The sequence below is a fragment of the Thioclava sp. JM3 genome (assembly GCF_002213185.1).
GTDB lineage: Bacteria > Pseudomonadota > Alphaproteobacteria > Rhodobacterales > Rhodobacteraceae > Thioclava > Thioclava nitratireducens.
In genome coordinates this window covers 1-20,086 of record NZ_NBOB01000014.1, presented here as the reverse complement: position 1 = coordinate 20,086, position 20,086 = coordinate 1, and the positions used below count along the sequence as shown (strand labels likewise).

Below are 20,086 nucleotides of genomic sequence, written 5' to 3'. Positions count from 1 at the left end.
TGGCCTTTTTCGCGCCACTTGGGGATAAGAGCAGCGATTCACACGGCTAAGTCAAGATTTTTCCTCTATTTAGTGTCTAACACGCAGCGGGAGACTATATCCACTAACGCCGTCCAGTCCGAGTTTACAGCTGTAAACTCGGCGACAACGAGCATTTACATCTTATCCTATGCGCCCTCACGCCCTTCAGGCCTCGCATTCGTCCTTGAGATCAACGTCGAGAAGCAGCCGGCAAACGTGGGCAGTTCGAACTCTCCACCATCTGTCGTCGATCTATTCGTTCATTCTTGAAAGCTCGATGTGCAGCAGCCAGGTGGCTAAACGAACTTGAGCCACGCCGGGCACGAAGCGCCGCGGTGCAGGGGAGGAGAGTCGACGACAATCGACTAGGATTTGCCGAATGCTGCGACCGGAAACTCATGCGACACAGCCAGAACGGAAGGCATATCGAGGACGAAAGAAGCCGTCCACGAGTGACTACCATTCATTCGGTGATATTGCTGAGTAACGGAAGCACACTCATGACTAGGTCTAGTACATCAAAAGCAGTTGCCTTACGGGAGAACCTGCGCTGCGCTAAGCACATATGCGACGAATGCCTTGAACGGACTAAAGCTTGCCTTTTGATAGTTTTGGATATACATACTCGGATGTTTATCCATACCTGCGAGGACAAGATGCAAGTTGCCAAATGGGGAAACTCCCTTGCAGTCCGGCTACCCGCGGATCTTGTGCGGGAACTCGGCTTGAAGGAAGGCGACCAGGTCGATCTGGTAAAGGACGACGGAACCATTCTTGTCAGGCGCCAACCTCGCGCCGATGAAGTCCTGCAAGGGCTAAGGCGCTTTCGCGGAAAACTGCCCAAGGACGCGCGTCTAAGCCGCGACGCCGCGCATGAGCGCTGAATTCGCAGACACGAATGTTGTACTCTACCTGCTCGACGATGGTGCAAAGGCTGAGAGGGCAGAGGAGATCTTGGGGCAGGGACCCCGGGTCAGCGTCCAAGTCCTGAACGAAACGATGGTAAATTGCCGGCGCAAAGCTGGGCTCAGTTGGGAAGATACCGGAGCAATTCTTGAGGCTATCCAGTCTCTTTGCCCGGTCGAGGACCTGACGGTTCAAACCCATCAAGTCGGTCGCGCGTTGGCAGAGAAGTACCAGTTATCGGTCTATGACGCGATGATCGTGTCTGCCGCGCTGATCGCTGGGTGCACGACGTTGTGGACTGAGGACACGCACGACGGATTGCTGGTCGAGGATCGGCTGCGCATCGTCAATCCATTTGCCTGACCAGCAACCCAAGTCGCTCCGCCCGTTCCAACAGCATCCTGACGGATGACGGTTGCCAGCTTGTACGTCCCCGTGGAGTCCGCTCACGCATGGCTTCCAACCGGTCGCAGATCGCCTGTAGCGTGATATCCGGGTCCGACCCTTTGATGGCCGCCACGATGGCCGGCAGGCGGTCATCGGTCTCGCGCCGTCCGGCGCGGCCAAGCACTTCATCGGGCAGAAACCCGTCGCGCACATAGGCCTTCACGGCACGGAGCAGTCGGCTTTGTGTCCAATGGCGATCTGGGGGCAGGGGGCCATTGATGATCCGCAGGACGTCCTCCCAAGCCATATCGGGGCGCAGGCGGCGCACATGGGGCACCCAATCGTGCGCGGACTCGTTCAGCCGCTCCATGTAGCCGTCGTGTCGCGCCAGCCGGACCTTGCGCAGCGCAGCGGGGTCCCTGGCACGAAGCCCAGGATTTCCGCCCACGCGGCCCTTGGCGCGCGCCGAGGCAAGTCCCGCCTTTGTCCGCTCGCGGATTAGAGCGCGCTCGAACTCGGCCGCGGCGCCCAGAACCTGCAGCGTAAATTTTCCTTGAGGGGAGGCGGTGTCGATTGGATCCTGCAGCGAACGGAAGAAGGCGCCCTTGGCCTCCAGACGTTCGATCACCTCCAGCAAGTGCGACAGAGACCGCGCAAGCCGGTCGATCCGAACGACGACCAGCGTATCGCCGCTCTGGACACGTTCGAGCACGCGCGCAAGCACAGGACGCGCGCGATTGCCGCCGGAGGCTTGCTCTTCGAATATCTCGACGCAACCCACAGTTTGCAGGGCCTCAGACTGGGGCAGGGGGGTCTGATCCTCTGTGGAAACACGGGCGTAGCCTATCAGGGGCATGAAAAAGAGCCGTTTGCAATTAAAGGTATCGCTAATAAACGACCGTTTGTAAACAAATGCAAGTAGGTGCTCTCTCGTCGTGCTCGTCCAAAAACCTTTGGTTTCCTTGCGCTGAAAGCGATCTGCGAGGTTTCACCTGCAGTCGCGCGCTCGTACTATATAAAGGGCGCAGGCAGCGGCCACGAAAACGCCTGGGCAATGTGCAAAAAATCAGTATTTTGCACACATGATGACGCAAGCCTCTTCTTTGAATGATGATTACGACGACCCCCTTATCACCATCGAGGAGGATGAAGAGGCTCACGAAGACGATCTCTGGTTTCTACCTAGGTCACTTGAAGAAGAACCGGATGATTTGCCTCCAGGGCCACGGGCGGAACCGCCCGACACTGCTGTCGTCGAAGACTGGGCAAAAGCAGAAGGCGTTCACGCTGCGCGACTGGCAAGAGTGGCTGGACGCCTGGGAGCTCTGGATGACCGGCTGCTGCGTGGCCCGGAAGGCTGGCGGCATCGCCTCGCTCTTATCGAGGCAGCGGATCTCAGCTGGTTCGCAGGGGATCGGGTGAGTTCTGATCGTCTGGCGCTCTGGATATCGATGCGGCTGTCAGGTGCACAGGATGACCCAAATGCACTGGCAAGAGTTGGATGGGCTGTTCGGCGCCTAACAGGCGGTCCTGGACCGAAAGCTGACTTGGCCGCCTTCCTGGATCGCCGCGATCCCGAGAACATTGAAGACAGCGCTGAGCGTTTCGAGGATCGCGCGGGTGGGTGGCTGGACGTCATGGCAGCCGCAAAGGGTCTCCACCCGATCACGCGGGCGTGCATGGGGTATCACCTGTGGAGCTTGGCGGGCCTCGGACGCCACGGCGACCAGATCGAAGCTGCCGTCACCGCGTCCAGGATCGCGACCAGCGATGGAAGCGGTGCCATCTTCGCGCCGCTCGCTATGGCCGGGGCCGGGGGGCTGCGCGTTTCGGGCTTGCCACCCGAGCGTTTGGCCCGCTGGTTGGATGGGATGAACAGCGCAATTCTAACGGCGATGCGAACACTTGATGATATTGAAGTGTGGATCGGGCGGGCAGAAAACGTCATGGCGCAATTATCTGGCCGCACGCCGGTTGCCTTGCGAAAGGTTTTCACGGAATGGCCCTTGGTCTCCGCCCCGATGGCTGAGGCCATGACCGGAGCCAGCCGCGCCGCCGTTCAGCGCAATCTCGCATGGATGGAGGCAAGCGGTTTGATCCGCGAGGTGACGGGGCACGGGAGGTATCGCATGTGGAAAGCTGACCTAATATAGGTCATTTGTCGAGGCTGACACCGGCTTGACCTGGCACGCTTTAGTGCCGCCCCAGATGATCGTTTAAGCCACTTTCCGTTCGAATGCGACAAGGCTTTTCCAGCCCAAAGCGTTCGTTAGCCATTCGTCTCACGTTTTTGTGACAATTGATCGCTTGAAGCTCCAGTGGGTGAAGGTTGTAACGGGGCGAAATAACGGAATGAGAGCCGGAGCCAGAGATGGCATCGTAGCATTTGCGAGTGGCGTAAGTTCCCTGTGCCGTGACGTTCCCGATCTCATGGTCGCGATATCGAAGCCGCTGTGCCTAAATTTCCAGACAATCTGCGACTTAACGAATTGTCGCTGCGCAACTTCGGAACAGGTATCGTGCGAGCAGTTTTCTCCTCCCTAGCAAACTGGAAACTGCAAGGATCGCATGTTTACTTACGAAAATTTGCCCTTGAACCTCTAGCCACTAGAAGTCCTATCTGTTCAAGGAGAACACATACCGTTCTTGCCATCAATCGCCGGTGAGAACCGAAAGGGTACGAAATGCTGACAAGACGACACTTCATTCAGACAACAACGGCGCTTTTTTCGGTGACCGGTCCCGGTATGGCTTTTGCCGACACTTGGCCCACCGAGGCTCAGAAGGCTGAATGGGACGCACAGGTGACGCCTCAGGGTTATGTTGCCGAGACTTCCAACCCATGGGGATTGCACCCGCGGTTCCTACCGCAACGTGTGGTCGCGAAGGCCGGTCTCGTGCCGGGAGATATCCATGTCGACGCGGTCGCACGATATCTTTACCACATTGAAGAGGGTGGAACCGCGATGCGCTACGGCGTGGCCATCGCGCGGGGGAACCTCTACGAGCCGGGTGTCTATACCATCAAGCGCAAGGTCAGGTGGCCGCACTGGCAACCGACACAGAGCATGATCAATCGCGACCCCGAACTTTATGCTGACATTGCCGATGGCATGGAACCGGGACCGGAAAACGCGCTTGGATCGAGGGCGCTGTATCTCTACGTCGGGGATCGCGATACCCTTTTGCGCATCCATGGCACTCCGAGCCCACGGAGTATCGGTGGCCGCGCAAGTTCGGGCTGCGTACGGATGGTCATGGCTCATATCAATGATCTTTACCCGAACGTCGAGACCGGCTCTACGGCCTATCTTTACTCGGCGGAGGACAGCGTGACTGCCCGCAGCTAAGCCAAGCAGCGGACGGCAAACGCAATTAAGTTTCGCGAGGGGTGCAGATACGATTGCCGTTCGCCGTGCGCAGCGGCAGCAAGGTTGTTTCTACGGGGCCGCTGTGTTTGTACCAGTAGCACCCGTCTTCCGGTACCAAGCGCGCAGTTGCAACATCCTGATCCGGGGCAGCCATTGCAATCACGGCTTCGGGAACGTTGCCCCCCTGTTTTGCCGCGTCGCCCGGTCCAGTCGGCTGGACTGCGCACCCGGCCGTGAGCGACAGCGCCACTGCAACCATCATTTTTTGCTTCAGAATCAAAACCCGCATTAAGTTTCCTTTCGTGACTGTTTTTCTTTGCAGCGGCTGTTCATGCCTCAAGGCGTGATAGAGCCAGTCACCGCATCCTCTAGCAATAAAACAATCTGAAATACCACCGTATTTTGCTCTTGAAGCTCTAGCCACTGTAGGGGCTATGTCATGGTAAAGCACCCGAATCCAGAGGTCCATTCATGCCGTCCGACACCCATCGTCACGACCACGATCACGCCGAAGATGCCCAGACAAGCGGCGGCAGCTGCTGCGGGAGCGCCGCAACGTGCGGCGACATCGTTCCGGCGACCCCCGCGCCAGCGGGCGGGCGCAGTTTTCAGGTGTCCGGCCTCGATTGCGCCGAGGAGGTAGCAATCCTGAACAAGGTGGTCGGCCCGAAGATCGGCGGGGCCGAACATCTTGCGTTCGACGTGATCAATGGACGGATGACTATCCTCGACAGCGCCAAGAGTGTATCGGACGGCGAAATTGCAGAACTGGTCGCAAGCACCGGCATGACCGCCAAGCCCTGGGATGCCGAAAACGCGTCGGTCGACCAGGCGGCCCATCTTGCACGCCAGCGGCTGTTTACGGCGCTCAGTGGTGGCTTCTGGGCCGCGGGATTTCTGTGGCACATCATCGAGACCGGCATGGGGGGGGCACTTGGCCTCTTCGCAGGGCACGGCGAAGCGCCGATGCCACTGGTCGAGGCAGGGCTATTCGCGGTCGCGATCCTGTTCGGTGTTTGGCTCGTGGCGCCCAAGGCATGGTCGTCCGCACGGCGGCTGTCGCCCGACATGAACCTGCTCATGGTCGTCGCAGTCGCGGGTGCAATTGGCCTCGGCGAATTTTTCGAGGCGGCGACGGTTGCGTTCTTCTTCTCGCTCTCGCTTTTCCTCGAAAGCTGGAGCGTCGGGCGTGCGAGGAATGCGGTTTCAGCTCTGCTGGACCTGGCGCCGCCGACGGCAAGAATTCTTTATGATGACGGTTCGGAAGCGGACGTACCGGCTTCCGCGGTTGCTATCAACGCACGTTTCGTCGTGCGCGGCGGAGATCGCATCCCATTGGATGGTGAGGTTGTCGATGGGGCAGGGGCCGTCGATCAGGCGCCAATCACCGGAGAGAGTGCGCTGGTCCCAAAGGAACGGGGCGACGAAGTCTATGCCGGTACGATCAACGGCGAAGGCACACTGACGGTGCGCGCCACGAAGGCCGCCTCGGACACCGTGTTGGCCAAGATTATCCGCATGGTCGGCGACGCCCATGCCCGGCGTGCGCCGGTGGAGCAGTGGGTGGCGAAGTTCGCCCGCATCTACACGCCTATCGTCATGGCTCTCGCCATTGCAATTGCCCTGCTGCCGCCGCTCATTTTCGGGGGGGCCTGGGATTATTGGTTCTACAATGCACTCGTGCTGCTGGTGATCGCTTGCCCATGCGCTCTGGTCATCTCGACACCGGTCTCCATCGTCGCTGCACTCACCGCCTCAGCGCGGGCCGGGGTGCTGATCAAGGGCGGTGCATATGTTGAGGCACCGGGCAAGACCACTGCACTGGCCATGGACAAGACCGGCACGATCACCATGGGCGAGCCCGAGGTGGCGGCGGTGCATCCGTTGGGCAAAGCATCGGCGCAAGATCTGATGACCCTCGCCGCTGGGCTGGAGGCACGTTCCTCGCATCCCTTGGCGCGCGCCATTCTCGCGCGGGCAGAAGCCGACGGCATCAATGTGTCCGCCGCGGAAGATACTCGAACCGTTCCCGGTAGGGGACTTGAAGGACGCACTGACGGCCGGTCGATCTGGCTAGGGTCGGACCGGTTTGCCGAGGAGAAGGGTTTCGGCGACGCCATTCCGAAGGATTTGCGCGACCGCATCGAAGGGGCCGGCAGCACCCTTGTTGCCGTGGGCGATGAATCCGGTGTGAGCGGCATTCTGGAATTGCGCGACCGTATTCGCCCCGACGCCAAGGGCATCGTGGCACAGCTCCACGCGCAGGGCGTGAAGACCATCGTCATGTTGACGGGCGACAACGAGCGGACAGCGCGCGCCGTTGCAGCCGAGGTCGGCATCGACGAGGTCCGTGCCGAGCTTCTGCCCGAAGACAAGGTGACAGCCATCGAAGAACTGGTCGAAACGCATGACATGGTGGCCATGATCGGCGACGGGGTCAACGACGCCCCCGCCATGGCGCGCGCGCATTACGCCATCGCAATGGGTGCCGTTGGTTCGGACGCGGCAATCGAGACGGCGGATATTGCCCTGATGACCGACGACCTCAGCAAGGTGCCTTGGCTGATCGGTCATTCGCGCAGGACAATGTCGATTATCCATCAGAACATCGGTATTTCCTTGGCGACCAAGGGCGTCTTCGTTGTCGCTACCGCTTTCGGAGTGGCATCGATGTGGGGCGCTATTGCAGCCGATGTAGGAGTGTCATTGCTGGTGGTGGCCAACGCCTTGCGCATGCTGAACAGCCAAGTGGCCAAGGCACCGCCGTCCGGCGGTGAACAGGTTGGTCCACAGATGGCAAAGGCCGCGCTGGCCCACGGACATTGATCACGCAGCATTTGCAAGGTAACGTAATGTCCATATCAGACCTCACGAAAGAGGCATCGAGCAGTGAAAACCATCCGATTTCCCCGCCGCGCCGTCCTGTTGGGCGGGTTGGCAGCGTTTTTGTCCGGCTGTGCCAGCAAGTTCCGCAGCTATGGCGGACCCGAGGTGACCCGTGTTCGGCTTTATAAGGGGCAGCGCTTGCTTGTTCTCGACGGAGCCGATCGCGTATTGCAAACCTATCCGGTCGGGCTGGGTTTCGCTCCTGAGGGTCACAAGCAATTCGAGGGAGACGGCCGGACCCCGGAGGGCACCTACATAGTAGATAAGCGCAACCCTGAAAGTACGTATCATCTTTCAGTTGGCATCTCTTATCCGAATGAGGCCGACATCGCTTTTGCCGAGGCGCAGGGCCGATCCCCCGGGGGCGACATCTTCATCCATGGTGGTCCACGACCCGGCATCGACCCAACGGACGTCCGCGACTGGACAGCTGGCTGCATCGCGGTCACAGATCGGCAGATCGAGGACATCTATGCAATGGTGAAGGACGGAACACCTATCCACATCTTTGCATGACGGTCCTTCTCATGCGGCGGTAGCGCGCCGTCGCATTGGTCGCCATTGCCCAGCTCCACGAAGCCAAGATGAGCGCCAGCAGCATCCAGTCCCCGAAGCTCGCGTAGAGTGTCGGCGGTCGCGCGGAGGGCAGGCTAGCGTCGATGATGCCCGTTTCGCCGGTATCGAGCCGCGCAATGATCTCTCCGCTCGTGTCGATGACCGCAGAAATGCCCGTATTCGCGGCTCGAATGACAGGAAGGCCTTCCTCTACGGCGCGCATACGTGCGGAAGCCAGATGCTGCTCAGGTCCGATGCTGGTGCCAAACCAGGCGTCGTTGGTGGCGTTGAAGATCCAGTCTGGCCTGAACAGGTCGTCGACCACATGGCTTGGGAAGATGATCTCATAGCAGATCGCCACGGCGACCAGCGGCACACCCGGAAGCGCAAGCGTTCGCGGGCCCGGTCCGGGCGTAAAATCGCCCAGACCCGCCGTGAGCCGCTCGATGGGCAACCAGCCACGGAATGGCACATATTCGCCGAAGGGTACGAGATGGTGTTTCGCGTATCCGGTCAGGATTCTGCCGGTCGCGCCAAAAGCCTGGACCGTGTTGAAATATCGGGTGCCATCCTCGCTCGGTACATGGTCCGGCACACCGGTGAGCAGCACCCTGCCCTCTGTGAGCGCAGCGGCAATGCGATCCCGTGCCTCCGTATCCTCATCGAGGAAACCCGGAAAGGCGGTTTCCGGCCAGAGAAGAACGTCGAAATCGCCGCGCCGGGTTGAAAGCTCAAGATAGCGCGCGAACGTCGCCTCGCGGTTCTCGGGCGCCCATTTTTCCTCTTGTGGAATGTTGCCCTGGACGATGCGCAGGTCGACACCGGGTGGCTGTTGTGCATCCGACTGGAGGCGCAGCGTGCCGACAGCCCACATCGTCGCGATTCCGGCCAGCGCCATGAGCGAGATGGTCAATCGTTGCCGCCCGGACGCCATGGCAGCCGCGCCGGGGAGTACCGCGACGAACACGGTGAGAAAGCTTAACCCATAGCTTCCGACCCAGGCGGCGGTCTGGCGAAGGGCGGCGTAGTCTACAAGTGCGTAACCGGCCAGATTCCAGGGAAACCCTGTCAGAACGTGACCACGCAACCACTCGGCCACGGTCCAGGAGGTCGCGAACAGGAGGCAGGCCAAGAGACTGCCCATGGCTCCGCGCCGCGCGATTTCGGCAAAAAGCGCAGCGGCAATGGCTGGGAAAATCGCGAGACCCGCGGACAATCCCGCGACCGCCGGAATCGCCATCGTCCCAAACCGCTCGGCCTCGACGTAGAAACTTTCCGCGATCCACCAAATCCCGAAACCGAACTGGCCAAGACCAAACGCCCAGCCGACGAGGAAAGCGCGCCCGAAGGAGAGATCGCGAAGACCGACAAACAACGCGGAATAGGCAATGGGAACAAGCAAGAGAAGCGAGAAAGGCGGGAAAGTCAGAACGGTCAGCGCCCCGGCGACGAAACCGAGCGTCATCCGCGAAAGAAAACGGTGGCGAAGAGCGATGCGGTTCAGAATTTCCGGCTTCACGACTTGATCGAACGCCGCGCGCTGATCCATGGCGTGGCGAGCAAGAGCCCCACGCCACTGACGACAAATACATCGGCCAAGTTGAAGGCAGGCCAATGTGTTGTGCCAATGTAGAAATCGAGAAAGTCTGTTACAGCCCGATACCGCACACGATCGATGACATTGCCCAGGGCTCCGCCAATGATCGCACCGTAGGCAAGCGTTTCCACCGCATTGTCGGCGCGAAACAGCATAACCCCCAGCCAAACACAGATGGCAAGAGCGAAAGCGATGAGGCTCCACCACGGCGCGCCGCCCAACATCCCGAAAGTCACGCCGTCATTACGATAAAAGACGAGGTTGAATCCCGGAAACACGGGAATTCCGGCGCTTAAAGTGACGGCATTCGCAACGACAATGGCTTTGGTGATCTGATCGATCGCGAACGCAGCAAGTGCTGCGAAGACGCCGATCATCGGAGATACCTTGTTTAGTGACATTGCCTCATCCCAACCAGACATCAAGGAACAGCATCAGAACGAGCCCGACTGCGAGACCGAGCGTCGCCCTGTTCTGATGGCCGCTGCGATGGGTTTCGGGGATGATTTCGTGGCTAATGACGTAGAGCATTGCGCCCGCCGCAAAGGCCAGACCCCATGGAAGCAGCGGTTCCGACAGTGTGATGATGCCGGCCCCGAGCAAACCGCCAATCGGCTCGACCATGCCCGTCAGCGCCGCGATGCCCCAGGCGCGCAGCTTCGGATATCCCTCGCCCAGCAGAGATACAGCGACGGCCAATCCTTCGGGCGCATTCTGAAGCCCGATGCCGATGGCGAGCGGCAGACCGCCCTCCATACCTCCGGATCCGAAGCCGACCCCCACGGCAAGGCCTTCGGGGAAGTTGTGGATCGTGATCGCAATGATGAACAACCAGACCCGCCGCAAAGACGCCGCTTCGGGCCCTTCGCGTCCCGTCTTGAAGTGCTCGTGCGGCAGCTTTTCGTTCATCAGGGCGACAGCCCCCATGCCCAGAAGAATCGAAACGCATACGATGGCCGCAGGCATCGCGCCGTTTTCGAACATCGGCTCCGCCGCATCCAATGCCGGGATGATCAGCGAAAAGAAAGAAGCGGCGAGCATCACACCGGCAGCGAAGCCGAGCGACAGATCGCGTGTGGCCCGAGACGGGATGCGCCCGAACAGCACGGGAACTGCTCCGACTGCTGTGAGCGATCCGGCGGCAAGACTTCCGAGAAAGCCGAGCATTATCGGAGACAGATTTTCCATGGGCGGGCCAGATTATCCTTCGGCGTAGCTCGAAAAGACTTCCGTCGACCCGTCCTTGCGGATGAGGAAGACATCATAGGCCTCGCGGTCGTCTTCTGGCCCCATGCCGGGCGAGCCATAGGGCATCCCCGGAACAGCGAGGCCGACGGCGTCCGGGCGCTCCTCGAGAAGGCGGCGGATGTCAGCGGCCGGTACATGGCCCTCGATCACGTAGCCGTCAATGAGCGCGGTGTGGCAGGAGACCATGCGCTGCGGCACGCCGTTGTCTAGCTTGAAGCGCACGAGAAGCCCGCCGAACATGTCCTGGCCGGTCGGCACAAACCCGTTCTCTTCGAGATGTTTCATCCACGAGAGGCAGCAGCCGCATCCGTTGGTCTTGCGGACGTCGATCGCCGTTGCCTCTGCGAGGGCCTGGGCCGCTGGGAACAGGGCGAGCGTGATGGCAAGAGCTTGGGTCATGCGTTTCATGGGTCAGAGCCTTTCGGTTGTCGTTTTGGCAATCTCGCTGCCGAGGTTTTCATTCAGAAGCGCCCGCGCCTCGGCCAGACGCGAGAGCGCGGCGGTATCATCCGCATCGCTCTCGGCCGCTTCGGCGAGCCGGTCGTCAGAGAGGGGGTCAGTCGGGCGCCCATCCACGAGCACCTCATAGTGCAGGTTCGGACCTGTCGCCGTGCCAGTCGCGCCGACGCGGCCGATCACGTCTCCCGCCGCAACGCGTTGGCCTTGTGCCAAGTCTTCCGGCACGGCGCTCAGATGCGCGTAGCGCGTCATGGTGTCGGAGCCGTGCAAGATTTCGACCACGCGACCATATCCGCCGCGCCAGCCGATGAAATTGACCCGCCCCGGTGCCGTCGCTTGAACCGGTGTCCCACGTGCCGCTGCAAAATCGACGCCGGTGTGCATCCGGACGTTGCCAAAGACCGGATGCGTGCGGCGTCCGAACACCGAGCTGAGGCGCGCACCCTCGACCGGCTGTGCGAAGACGCGCAGCACCTCGCCATCGACGTAGATCGTCGCCTGACCGCTGCCGTCGTCAGGCCATACGATCTCGTAGAGCGAACCGCCGATGTCCAGTGCGGCGAAGGCGAGTTCGGGCTGTCCGATCCTGTCCTCGCCGACCCGCGCCTCACGCCAGAGAAGCCTTAGTGTTTCGCCGCCGGCCATCTCGCGGCGGAAATCCACGGTCCCACCCAGCATCTGCGCAAGGTCCACGGAAAAACGGGCGGGTATGCCGGCTTCGTCGAGTGCCGCGAAGATCGAGCTGTCGATCACGGCTTCGCCGGCAAGGGTTACGATCTCCGGATCCGGAGCCACGACCTGTGTGGACAACTGCTCGCCGAAAACCACCTCGATCCGAACCCCGTCCTCGACGGCGAGTGAGACGGTGCGGGGGCTGCCGTCCATGGTCGAAGCAACAGTGACCGAGTGCCCCGGCCGCAGCCGTCGCAGATCGTATTCCGCGCCAAGCGCGAGGGCAACTTCGGCTCTGTCAGGTGCCGCAAGACCAGCTTCAGACAGCAAGAAATCGAGCGTCTCGCCAGGTGCAATGTTGCGCGACCATGTCGACAGGGGTGGCTCGATCGCCTGCACGGGCCTGTCGGCAAACGCGACCTGCAGAAGGGGCAGGGGGCCGAGGTCGGGTGCATCTTCTGCCCATGCCGTCGCGGGCAGCGTCACGAGGATGTCAACGTTTTGGGGAGCTTTAGGACCTTGGGGCATCCATTTACCTGCCGAGGCAAGTTCCGGCGGCACGGGTTCTTTCGACATGAAATCAGAGAGGGCGATAGCCGCTCCCGAAACCATCCCCGCAATTGCGACACAAGCCGCCATAGTTCTGAGCCTCATGTCGCCCCCTCCGTTTCTTCTTCCAGCGCGCGGCGAATTTTCGGCACCGCGAATTCTCTGGGTTCGTGATAGTCGATCATGGTGACGAACCGCCCAGAGGCTGCGAACAGGAAGACGCTCGCGCTGTGGTTCATCGTGTAATCGCCGCTCTCCGTCGGCACCCTTTCGTAGGTGGCGCGGAAGCCGTCCGCGACGCGCGCTATCTGCTCTTCCGGTCCCGTCCAGCCGCGGATCGCCGGATGGAAGTAGCCGACATATTCGGCCATCGTTTCGACAGTGTCGCGCTCGGGATCGACCGTGATGAAAACCACGTTCATCTCGTCGGCCTCGTCTCCCAGATCATCGAGCCATCCCGAAATGTCCGAGAGCGTGGTCGGGCAGACATCGGGACAGTAGGTGAAGCCGAAGAACGCCATCGTCGGGCGACCGATCAGGGTTTCTGGCCCGACCGCGTTGCCCTCATGATCCGTCAGACGGAAATCCATCTCGGTAAGGGTCACAGGCCGCTGCCCGACAGGTGCGGGTGCACCGGGTCCGTCGACCCGCCACCAACCGACGAAGAGCATCAGGGCGACCGCCCCGACACCAGCCGCGCCGTACCCCAGGATCGCCCGTCGCTGCATCAGTCCTCTGGCCCCCGCGCGGCGATGCCGAGGATCGGAACCTCGACCGTCACTTCGCCTCCGTCGTCGAAAAGCAGTGTCAGCGGAAAAGTGTCCCCTTCCGTCATTGGTTCTTGCAGCCGCATCAGCATTGCGTGCAGGCCCCCCGGTTCGAGCGCGATGCTCTCGCCCGGGGCGATCACGATCTCCCCCGCCGAGCTCATGGAGCTCACACCTTCGGCATTGGTCTTCGTCTCGTGAATTTCGGGCATCATCGCGAGCGGTGTTGCAAGGCCGATCAGCGTCACCGGCTCGTCGCCGGTGTTGCTTATCGTCATGTATGCGGCCCCGGGGCGGTTCATCCCGATGGAGGCGCGGGACCACGCGTTCTCGACGACAACATCCTCGGGTCCGGCCAGCGCGGGCACCGAGAGCCCTCCTAGGGTCAAAAGCGCAGTCAATGTGCCGGTCAAAATATGCTTTTTCATCGTTTTGATCCTGTCTTTTCCATTCAGCTTTGCGCGGAAGCGACTTCGGCAGCCACCAGACGACGCAATTCTGCCTCCCCGAACGGATCGAGCGGCTTGCCGTTCACGAAGAATGTGGGCGTCTGGCGAACTCCCACGGTCTCGACGTCAGCACGATCCTGGTTCAGGATCGCCACGACTTCGGGTGCCAGCACTTGCGTGCGCGCGGCCTCGGCATCGAGTCCGACCGTGGCGGCGATCTGAAGGATCAGGCCGGGCTCCGGGGCACCGTGCGACGCCCATCTCGGCTGTTCCCGCAGAACGGCCTCAAGCACCGGCTCGTAAACGTCCTGCATGCGCGCCGCCTCGAGCACACGGATGGCTTCCTCGGATGCCGCGCCGTGGAAGGGCGTGTAGCGGATCACGACGCGGACAGCATCCCCATGCTCGGCCATGATGTCCTTCACGATGGGATGAAAGGCGCGACAGGCCTCGCAGGCCGGATCGAAGAATTCGACGATGGTGATGGGCGCATCGGAAGGCCCGAGGATGGGTGAGTAGGGCCGGATCATCGCGTCCGCGAGTTCCGGAGCAACGGGCTCCACTTCGGCCACGGGGCCGGGGCGGTTTGCAAACCAGGTCGCTCCGCCGAAACCGGCGACGCCGAGGGCGAGAACGGACAGGATCAGGCCGCGTCGGTTCATGTTCGTGTGTCCTTCAATGAAAGGGCCGACAGCGCCCCGATCAGCGCGAAGGCGGCGAGCGCCATCAGCGGGATCGGGATGCCGAAGACCAGTTGGTTGTCATCGGTGCAAGAGGGGCCGGTGGCCGTGCAGGGCTGGATGCGTTCGGGAACAAGACCGACGTACAGCCCCATGTGCCAGAGGGCGATTGCGCCGCCGCCAAGCGCCAATGCGATGCCGTAGCGCCCCACGCGGCCGTCCCGCCACCAAAGGCCGAGCCCGAGGATAATGGCCAAGGGGAACATGAAGGCGCGCTGGAACCAGCACAGCACACAGGGCGTCTGCCCCAGCACCTCACCGATGAAAAGCACGGCAAGCGAGGCGACGAGCGCGATGATCCACGCCAGCCCGAGGGCTGTTTCTCCGGATATGCGGTTCATTTCGGTCAGATCCTCTCTTCCAGATCGGCGAGGATCTCCTCGGCGGAGGTGCCGTAGGGCCAGGAGTCGGCAAAGCCTGCCTCGGGGTCGAAGAGGAACAGATGCGACGTGTGGCCGATGGTGTACCCATCCGGCGCTGCGGCCTCTTCGACGCGCTCAAAGAAGATTGGAAACGTCTCGGACGTGGCGGCGATCTGTTCCGGCGTGCCCGTCAGCCCGATGATGCCCGCACCGAACAGCGGGACGTATTCGGCGAGTGCTGGGGGCGTGTCTCGTTCAGGGTCGATTGTTATGAAAATCGGCTGGACCTTGGCGGCATCGTCGCCCAGACCGTCCATCACCGCCGCGACCTCAGATAGGGTCGTCGGGCAGACGTCGGGGCAGTTGGTAAACCCGAAAAAAACCAAGATCCAGCGCCCAGCGAAGTCCTCCTCGGTTTGAACCATACCCCGGTGGTCCGTTAGTTCGAACTCAGCGAAAAAAGGCGGCTCGGTGTCGGTTCGGGCGCTGTCGGCACGATAGTCAGACCAGAGCAAAAGCCATACGAAGGCAAGCGCTGCCACGCCTGCCAAAACCCAAAGAAACTTCTGTGCCGATGTAAGGGACAATCCTGTTCGTCTGTTTTTGATTCTAATTGCATGTGCGGATACATCCTCTAGCCGCTAGAGGTTCAAGCACGAAATCATGGTATAGCTTGAACTCACGCGTCTGTGAATCCGACACTTGTTTATTCCGACGGCAAAACCTACACAAACTGTATCTTTTTCATGGAGGCGAAAATGCTCACGATCGGTACTCTGTCAAAGAAGACTGGCACAAAAGTGCAGACCATCCGGTACTACGAACAGATCGGACTCATGCCCGAACCTGGCAGGACCGAAGGCGGACAGAGGCGCTACGACAATGCACAGCTTGATCGACTGTCCTTCATCCGCCACTCGCGACAACTCGGTTTCTCGCTCGATGCGATCCGCGAGCTGCTCGACCTCAGCGACCATCCCAACCGGCCCTGTGATGAGGCTGATGCCATCGCGCGTCGCCAGCTCAAACAGGTGGAGCAGCGCATGGCCCGCCTGAAGGCGCTGCGCACGGAACTGAAACGCATGGTTCACGAATGCAGCGGCGCGCGGACGGGAGATTGCAAGGTGCTTGAGGTGTTGCGGGACCATTCGGAATGCTTGACCGAACACGAGGAAATCGGGGCCTGAAGGAATTCAGCCAACATTCCGGCTGGAACGCAGATCAGCCGCAGAAGTTAATGTGTCGTACAACACAAGCTGGAACCACAAAATGGCCGCTAGACAAGATTCAATGGAGAGACGGACGCTTTGGATCGTTCTTGCGCTCAATATCGGTTTGGCCGTGGCCTTTTTCGCAACAGGCGCCTTCGGCGACTCAAGTGCCCTGATCGCCAACGGGCTCGATAACCTCTCCGACAGCTTCGTCTACGCGATCAGCCTTTTCGCTTTGTCCCGATCCGACAAATGGAAACGCGGGGCGGCGAACGTTTCCGGCGGGCTGCTGATTCTGTTCGCCGCTGGTATCCTTTACGATGCATGGCGCCGCTACATCGGCGGGTCAGATCCGCTCGGGACGATCATGATCGCCATGGCCCTGATCGCGGCGGCTATCAACGCAGTCTGCGTCTGGCTGCTCGCTAAGCTCAAAGATCCGGACGTCAACATCCGCGCGGCCAACACCTTCAGTTACAACGATTTCGCCGCGAACCTCGGAATCGTCGTGGCTGGCGGCCTCGTCGCCTGGCTGGGAACCAACTGGCCGGACCTCGTCGTCGGCGTGATTGTCGCCGGGATCGCGGCCTGGGGAGGTATCGACATTCTGCGCGACGCACACGGCGAACACCACAAAGCGGTTCACACGGACAAATAGTTGCGGGAGATTCTTTCTGAAAGAAAGGATTGAAGCTACAGTGACTATAGCAATTAGTTTTGTTCCAAGACGATTCGAGGAGCGACCCGTTGCATATGACCGACCCCCTACTTGTACCCACCAAACTACTAGATTTTGATGCCGCGCCTCTTGCGCATCTAATAGAGAACCGCAGCTGGCGCGACTTGTCCGAATACGATCGGATCGGAGCAGTCTATGATTTCGTTCGGGATGAAACCGCGTTCGGATACAATCGAGCTGACGACATCCCCGCATCCGAGGTGTTTTCCGACGGCTACGGGCAGTGCAATACCAAAGGCACGCTCTTGATGGCGCTGCTGCGTGGTGTCGGCATTCGTTGCCGGTTGCATGGGTTTACGATCCACAAAGGCTTGCAGCGCGGTGTTGTCCCTGAGCTGGTGTATCCGCTTGCTCCGCAGGAAATTCTCCACTCATGGGTAGAGATCGAATATCAAGGTGCCTGGATTAACCTTGAAGGCTTCATCCTGGATGACGCTTTCCTAAAAGTCCTGCAAACGTCTTTCTCGAACACAGACAGTCTCTGCGGTTATGGCGCGGGCACGGATTGCCTTGGCGCGCCTCCCGTCGCCTGGAACGGAGAAGATACCTACATTCAGAAAACCGGTATTGTGCAAGATTTTGGCGTGTACGATACGCCGGACGCCTTCTATTTGTCCCATGAGCAATCCTTTGGATGGCTGCGTGGTGCCCTTTACTGTCATATAATACGCCACTGGATGAATGCGCGCGTACGTGGTTTCCGCAGCGGCCGCCTGAAGACTGACCGACGCGCGACACACGCGCACGCGGAGCCTGCCAATGCCACATGACCACGGGCACGCGCATATCGATCCGAATTCTGGGGACCGGCGGGTTGCCATCGCCATCTGGGCGAACGGGCTTCTTACCGTTGCGCAAGTCGTCGGGGGCATATTCTCGGGCAGTCTGGCACTGATCGCCGATGCGCTGCACAACTTTTCCGATATGGCCTCGCTTGTCATTGCCTTCGCCGCACGCAAGATCGCGCGCCGCCCGGCCGATGAGCGCATGACCTTCGGCTATGGCCGGGTCGAAATCGTCGCGGCCCTGATCAACTACACCACCCTCATCGTGATCGGCTTCTATCTGATCTACGAAGGTGGCATGCGCATGATTGATCCACCCGAAGTCATGGGGTGGACCGTAGTCATTCTCGGTGGAATCGCGCTTGTGGTCGACACGCTGACCGCAATGCTGACCTATTCGATGCAGAAGGGGAGCGTGAACATCCGTGCGCTTTTTCTCCACAACCTTTCGGATGCGTTGGCTTCAGTGGCCGTCATAGTCGGCGGGACGCTCATAATACTCTATGATATGCGTTGGGTTGATCCGGCCATCACTATCGGCATCGCGCTCTACATCCTGTATTTGTCCTTCACCGAAATAGGGGGCCCAATTCGAACCCTGATGCTTGGGAGCCCACCAGATATTGATGGAAATGACGTGGTCAGAGCGATCCAGAGTGTCGATGGCGTTGTGGACGTGCATCATGTCCACCTGTGGCAAATGCAGGAGCACGCTGCGGCATTGGACTGCCATATTGTCGTCGAACGCGAATGGATGGGTGAGGCCGACAAGATTAAAGAAAACGTCAAATCGGTGCTGCATGAACGTTTCTCAATCGAGCATTCCACGCTTGAATTCGAAGCGAAGGACAATGCGCATCAGGAGGCGCAGGTGTTCGGACACCGCTCATGACGATTGCCCAAGGCATACTAGTGGTCGTTGGCCTGCTATCCGGTCTGGTTTTGATTGGTGCGCTCCTTTGGTCGATCGCCCGCCCGTCCAAGCGCATCTGGCCTCCAAACAGAGAGCATTCAGTCATACCAAACATTGCATGGGGTCTCACATTGGCCGTGTTTGGGGCGGTGATCGGTTTGGGCATCTTGGATTGGAAATCCGCTTCTATGGCCAACCCACTCCGTTGGGCGGTCGGGCCGTTCTTGATCGCAACCGGAAATCTGATTGTCTGGTGGGGGGCATTCAGCATTGGACTGAAAGCCACCAGCGGTGCGAAAGACGAGCTGATCACTTCGGGTCTCTACCGTTTCTCTCGGCATCCGCAGTACCTTGCCGACATGGCCATCCTGATAGGTTTTGGTCTTCTCTTCGCCTCATCTTGGGTTTGGCCTATCGTCATCGTTGGAGTTGCCGCGCTGGCCCTTGCCCCGCTCGCGGAAGAGCCATGGCTGCATGAACAATACGGCTCCAAGTATCGCGATTATTGCGCTGAAACGCGTCGATACCTGTAAACTCGCGACCTCACGAGAACGTCATCGTTTTTCAGTTGAACCTCTAGCTTCTAGAATGTCCTCATTCGAGCAAGTTGTCAGCGAAATTGCAGTTGCTTGTAAACCTGGCGCGCTGATTGTCGATGTTGGCTCGGTCAAAGTCGTTCCTTCCGAAATCATGCTGCGCCGGTTCCCGAACTACGTAGACATCGTCGCAACGCACCCTTTGTTCGGTCCTCAAAGTGCGATGGAAGGTATTGAAGGCCTGAAAATTGCGGTCTGCCCCATTCAGGGAAAACGACATGCGAGGCTGGCTGCGTTTTTACGCGTAGCTCTTAGGCTGACTGTCATCATGACAACACCAGAAGATCACGACCGAGAAGCAGCAGTTGTCCAAGGGCTCACGCATCTCATCGCCAAAGTGCTGCTTGGAATGGGCCCGCTACCAACGCGCATGACAACGGAGAGCTTTGACCTGTTATCTGAGGCGATTTCCATGGTGCAGGATGATGCGCCGGAAGTATTTGAAGCGATCGAAAAGGCTAATCCTTACGCCGAGACCGTAAGACGACAGTTTTTTGACTTGGCCGCGAGATTGAGTGTCGATCCGGAAACAGCATCGAGAATACCGCTGCACAATGAGACCGGACATTGATGGAGCAGCACCTAACGGAAGCAAAGTCCCGCGTTGCAGTCGTTGCTGAGCCAATCGATCGAGGTCCGGCGTGCGGACAGAGTGAGCTCTCGCTGCGATGGCGCGAACGGCCGCTTTGGCGAAACCTGTAGCAGGAATTTGGGGCCGAATGACCAGCCTAGCGCTCGAAGTCCGCTACCAAGCTGTTTCCCATGCGAATCGTTGCCGCAAGCTTTGACTGAGCAATGGGAGTGGGCAAAACTTGGGGGTTATGCGGCTGCTCTTTGGTACGCGCCGGTTAGCCGACCGTCGAGAACGGCGGC

General features: G+C 60.0%; 24 protein-coding genes and 1 pseudogene. 12 read left to right on the top strand and 13 right to left on the bottom strand.

Annotated elements, in window-relative coordinates:
- The first annotated feature begins 677 nt into the window (after positions 1–677).
- Complete coding sequence (locus tag B6V73_RS18615; protein WP_009815510.1) at positions 678–905, top strand: AbrB/MazE/SpoVT family DNA-binding domain-containing protein; 228 nt, start codon at positions 678–680, stop codon at positions 903–905.
- A complete protein-coding gene (locus tag B6V73_RS18610; RefSeq protein WP_088726100.1) occupies positions 895–1,290 on the top strand; it encodes a PIN domain-containing protein in 396 nt (131 codons plus the stop codon). Before B6V73_RS18615 ends, B6V73_RS18610 begins: the two co-directional genes overlap by 11 nt.
- On the opposite strand, the gene B6V73_RS18605 is transcribed toward B6V73_RS18610, so the two are convergent.
- Complete coding sequence (locus tag B6V73_RS18605; RefSeq protein WP_088726099.1) at positions 1,274–2,170, bottom strand: recombinase family protein; 897 nt, start codon at positions 2,168–2,170, stop codon at positions 1,274–1,276. The two genes, B6V73_RS18610 and B6V73_RS18605, sit on opposite strands and share 17 nt — an antisense overlap.
- Positions 2,171–2,396: 226 nt before the next feature.
- Between B6V73_RS18605 and B6V73_RS18600 the strand changes: the two genes are divergently transcribed.
- Positions 2,397–3,467: a hypothetical protein gene (locus tag B6V73_RS18600; protein ID WP_088726098.1), complete on the top strand. Its 1,071-nt coding sequence runs from the start codon at positions 2,397–2,399 to the stop codon at positions 3,465–3,467.
- A 175-nt stretch (positions 3,468–3,642) separates the two neighbouring features.
- On the opposite strand, the pseudogene B6V73_RS21195 reads toward B6V73_RS18600, so the two are convergent.
- Positions 3,643–3,750: pseudogene (locus B6V73_RS21195) on the bottom strand (IS5/IS1182 family transposase); the annotation flags it as partial.
- A gap of 248 nt (positions 3,751–3,998) precedes the next feature.
- Between B6V73_RS21195 and B6V73_RS18595 the strand changes: the two are divergent.
- Positions 3,999–4,664 (top strand): L,D-transpeptidase, encoded by a 666-nt coding sequence (locus B6V73_RS18595; RefSeq protein WP_026155629.1) that lies wholly within the window; start codon positions 3,999–4,001, stop codon positions 4,662–4,664.
- Positions 4,665–4,689: 25 nt separating this feature from the next.
- Here B6V73_RS18595 and B6V73_RS18590 read toward each other — a convergent pair whose 3' ends face one another.
- A complete protein-coding gene (locus B6V73_RS18590; protein WP_071974144.1) occupies positions 4,690–4,974 on the bottom strand; it encodes a hypothetical protein in 285 nt (94 codons plus the stop codon).
- Between the two features lie 182 nt (positions 4,975–5,156).
- On the opposite strand from B6V73_RS18590, the gene B6V73_RS18585 reads away from it, so the two are divergent.
- Together B6V73_RS18585 and B6V73_RS18580 are read left to right on the top strand one after the other, a co-directional pair.
- Positions 5,157–7,511, top strand: coding sequence for a cation-translocating P-type ATPase (locus B6V73_RS18585; protein ID WP_088726097.1), 2,355 nt, complete (start codon positions 5,157–5,159; stop codon positions 7,509–7,511).
- A gap of 63 nt (positions 7,512–7,574) precedes the next feature.
- Positions 7,575–8,087, top strand: a complete 513-nt coding sequence (locus B6V73_RS18580; protein WP_088726096.1) for a L,D-transpeptidase family protein — start codon at positions 7,575–7,577, stop codon at positions 8,085–8,087.
- Here the strand turns inward: B6V73_RS18580 and lnt are convergent.
- From lnt to B6V73_RS18530, 10 genes are read right to left on the bottom strand one after another with little or no spacing between them, the layout of a single operon-like run.
- Complete coding sequence (lnt, locus tag B6V73_RS18575; protein WP_088726095.1) at positions 8,068–9,675, bottom strand: apolipoprotein N-acyltransferase; 1,608 nt, start codon at positions 9,673–9,675, stop codon at positions 8,068–8,070. The genes B6V73_RS18580 and lnt overlap by 20 nt on opposite strands.
- Entirely contained in the window at positions 9,642–10,100 is a 459-nt protein-coding gene (gene lspA / locus B6V73_RS18570; protein ID WP_088726094.1) for a signal peptidase II, read from the bottom strand. The genes lnt and lspA overlap by 34 nt, the downstream gene beginning before the upstream one ends.
- Positions 10,101–10,128: 28 nt before the next feature.
- Positions 10,129–10,911: a ZIP family metal transporter gene (locus B6V73_RS18565; protein WP_038008344.1), complete on the bottom strand. Its 783-nt coding sequence runs from the start codon at positions 10,909–10,911 to the stop codon at positions 10,129–10,131.
- A gap of 12 nt (positions 10,912–10,923) precedes the next feature.
- Positions 10,924–11,379, bottom strand: coding sequence for a DUF411 domain-containing protein (locus B6V73_RS18560; protein ID WP_043772538.1), 456 nt, complete (start codon positions 11,377–11,379; stop codon positions 10,924–10,926).
- 3 nt (positions 11,380–11,382) lie between these two features.
- A complete protein-coding gene (locus B6V73_RS18555) occupies positions 11,383–12,756 on the bottom strand; it encodes a M23 family metallopeptidase (RefSeq protein WP_088726093.1) in 1,374 nt (457 codons plus the stop codon).
- Positions 12,753–13,379, bottom strand: coding sequence for an SCO family protein (locus B6V73_RS18550; protein ID WP_088726092.1), 627 nt, complete (start codon positions 13,377–13,379; stop codon positions 12,753–12,755). Before B6V73_RS18550 ends, B6V73_RS18555 begins: the two co-directional genes overlap by 4 nt.
- The gene (locus tag B6V73_RS18545; RefSeq protein ID WP_088726091.1) at positions 13,379–13,846 is read right to left on the bottom strand and encodes a copper chaperone PCu(A)C; all 468 of its coding nucleotides are present in this window, start codon (positions 13,844–13,846) and stop codon (positions 13,379–13,381) included. Before B6V73_RS18545 ends, B6V73_RS18550 begins: the two co-directional genes overlap by 1 nt.
- A 23-nt stretch (positions 13,847–13,869) precedes the next feature.
- Entirely contained in the window at positions 13,870–14,529 is a 660-nt protein-coding gene (locus B6V73_RS18540) for a thioredoxin domain-containing protein (RefSeq protein WP_088726090.1), read from the bottom strand.
- Positions 14,526–14,948 (bottom strand): disulfide bond formation protein B, encoded by a 423-nt coding sequence (locus tag B6V73_RS18535; RefSeq protein WP_088726089.1) that lies wholly within the window; start codon positions 14,946–14,948, stop codon positions 14,526–14,528. The genes B6V73_RS18540 and B6V73_RS18535 overlap by 4 nt, the downstream gene beginning before the upstream one ends.
- Before the next feature lie 5 nt (positions 14,949–14,953).
- Positions 14,954–15,520, bottom strand: coding sequence for an SCO family protein (locus B6V73_RS18530; protein WP_088726119.1), 567 nt, complete (start codon positions 15,518–15,520; stop codon positions 14,954–14,956).
- Positions 15,521–15,727: 207 nt separating this feature from the next.
- Here B6V73_RS18530 and B6V73_RS18525 point away from each other — a divergent pair, with 207 nt between their 5' ends.
- The 6 genes from B6V73_RS18525 (at position 15,728) to B6V73_RS18500 (ending at position 19,784) form a co-directional block, all read left to right on the top strand.
- Complete coding sequence (locus B6V73_RS18525) at positions 15,728–16,156, top strand: helix-turn-helix domain-containing protein (protein ID WP_088726118.1); 429 nt, start codon at positions 15,728–15,730, stop codon at positions 16,154–16,156.
- 103 nt (positions 16,157–16,259) lie between these two features.
- Positions 16,260–16,838 (top strand): cation transporter, encoded by a 579-nt coding sequence (locus B6V73_RS18520; RefSeq protein ID WP_088726088.1) that lies wholly within the window; start codon positions 16,260–16,262, stop codon positions 16,836–16,838.
- Positions 16,839–16,933: 95 nt separating this feature from the next.
- Positions 16,934–17,689: a transglutaminase family protein gene (locus tag B6V73_RS18515; RefSeq protein WP_088726087.1), complete on the top strand. Its 756-nt coding sequence runs from the start codon at positions 16,934–16,936 to the stop codon at positions 17,687–17,689.
- On the top strand, positions 17,679–18,596 hold the full coding sequence (locus B6V73_RS18510; RefSeq protein ID WP_088726086.1) for a cation diffusion facilitator family transporter: 918 nt from the start codon (positions 17,679–17,681) through the stop codon (positions 18,594–18,596). Before B6V73_RS18515 ends, B6V73_RS18510 begins: the two co-directional genes overlap by 11 nt.
- Positions 18,593–19,150: a methyltransferase gene (locus B6V73_RS18505; protein WP_088726085.1), complete on the top strand. Its 558-nt coding sequence runs from the start codon at positions 18,593–18,595 to the stop codon at positions 19,148–19,150. The genes B6V73_RS18510 and B6V73_RS18505 overlap by 4 nt, the downstream gene beginning before the upstream one ends.
- Complete coding sequence (locus B6V73_RS18500) at positions 19,092–19,784, top strand: prephenate dehydrogenase/arogenate dehydrogenase family protein (protein ID WP_088726084.1); 693 nt, start codon at positions 19,092–19,094, stop codon at positions 19,782–19,784. The genes B6V73_RS18505 and B6V73_RS18500 overlap by 59 nt, the downstream gene beginning before the upstream one ends.
- Positions 19,785–20,086: the final 302 nt, after the last annotated feature.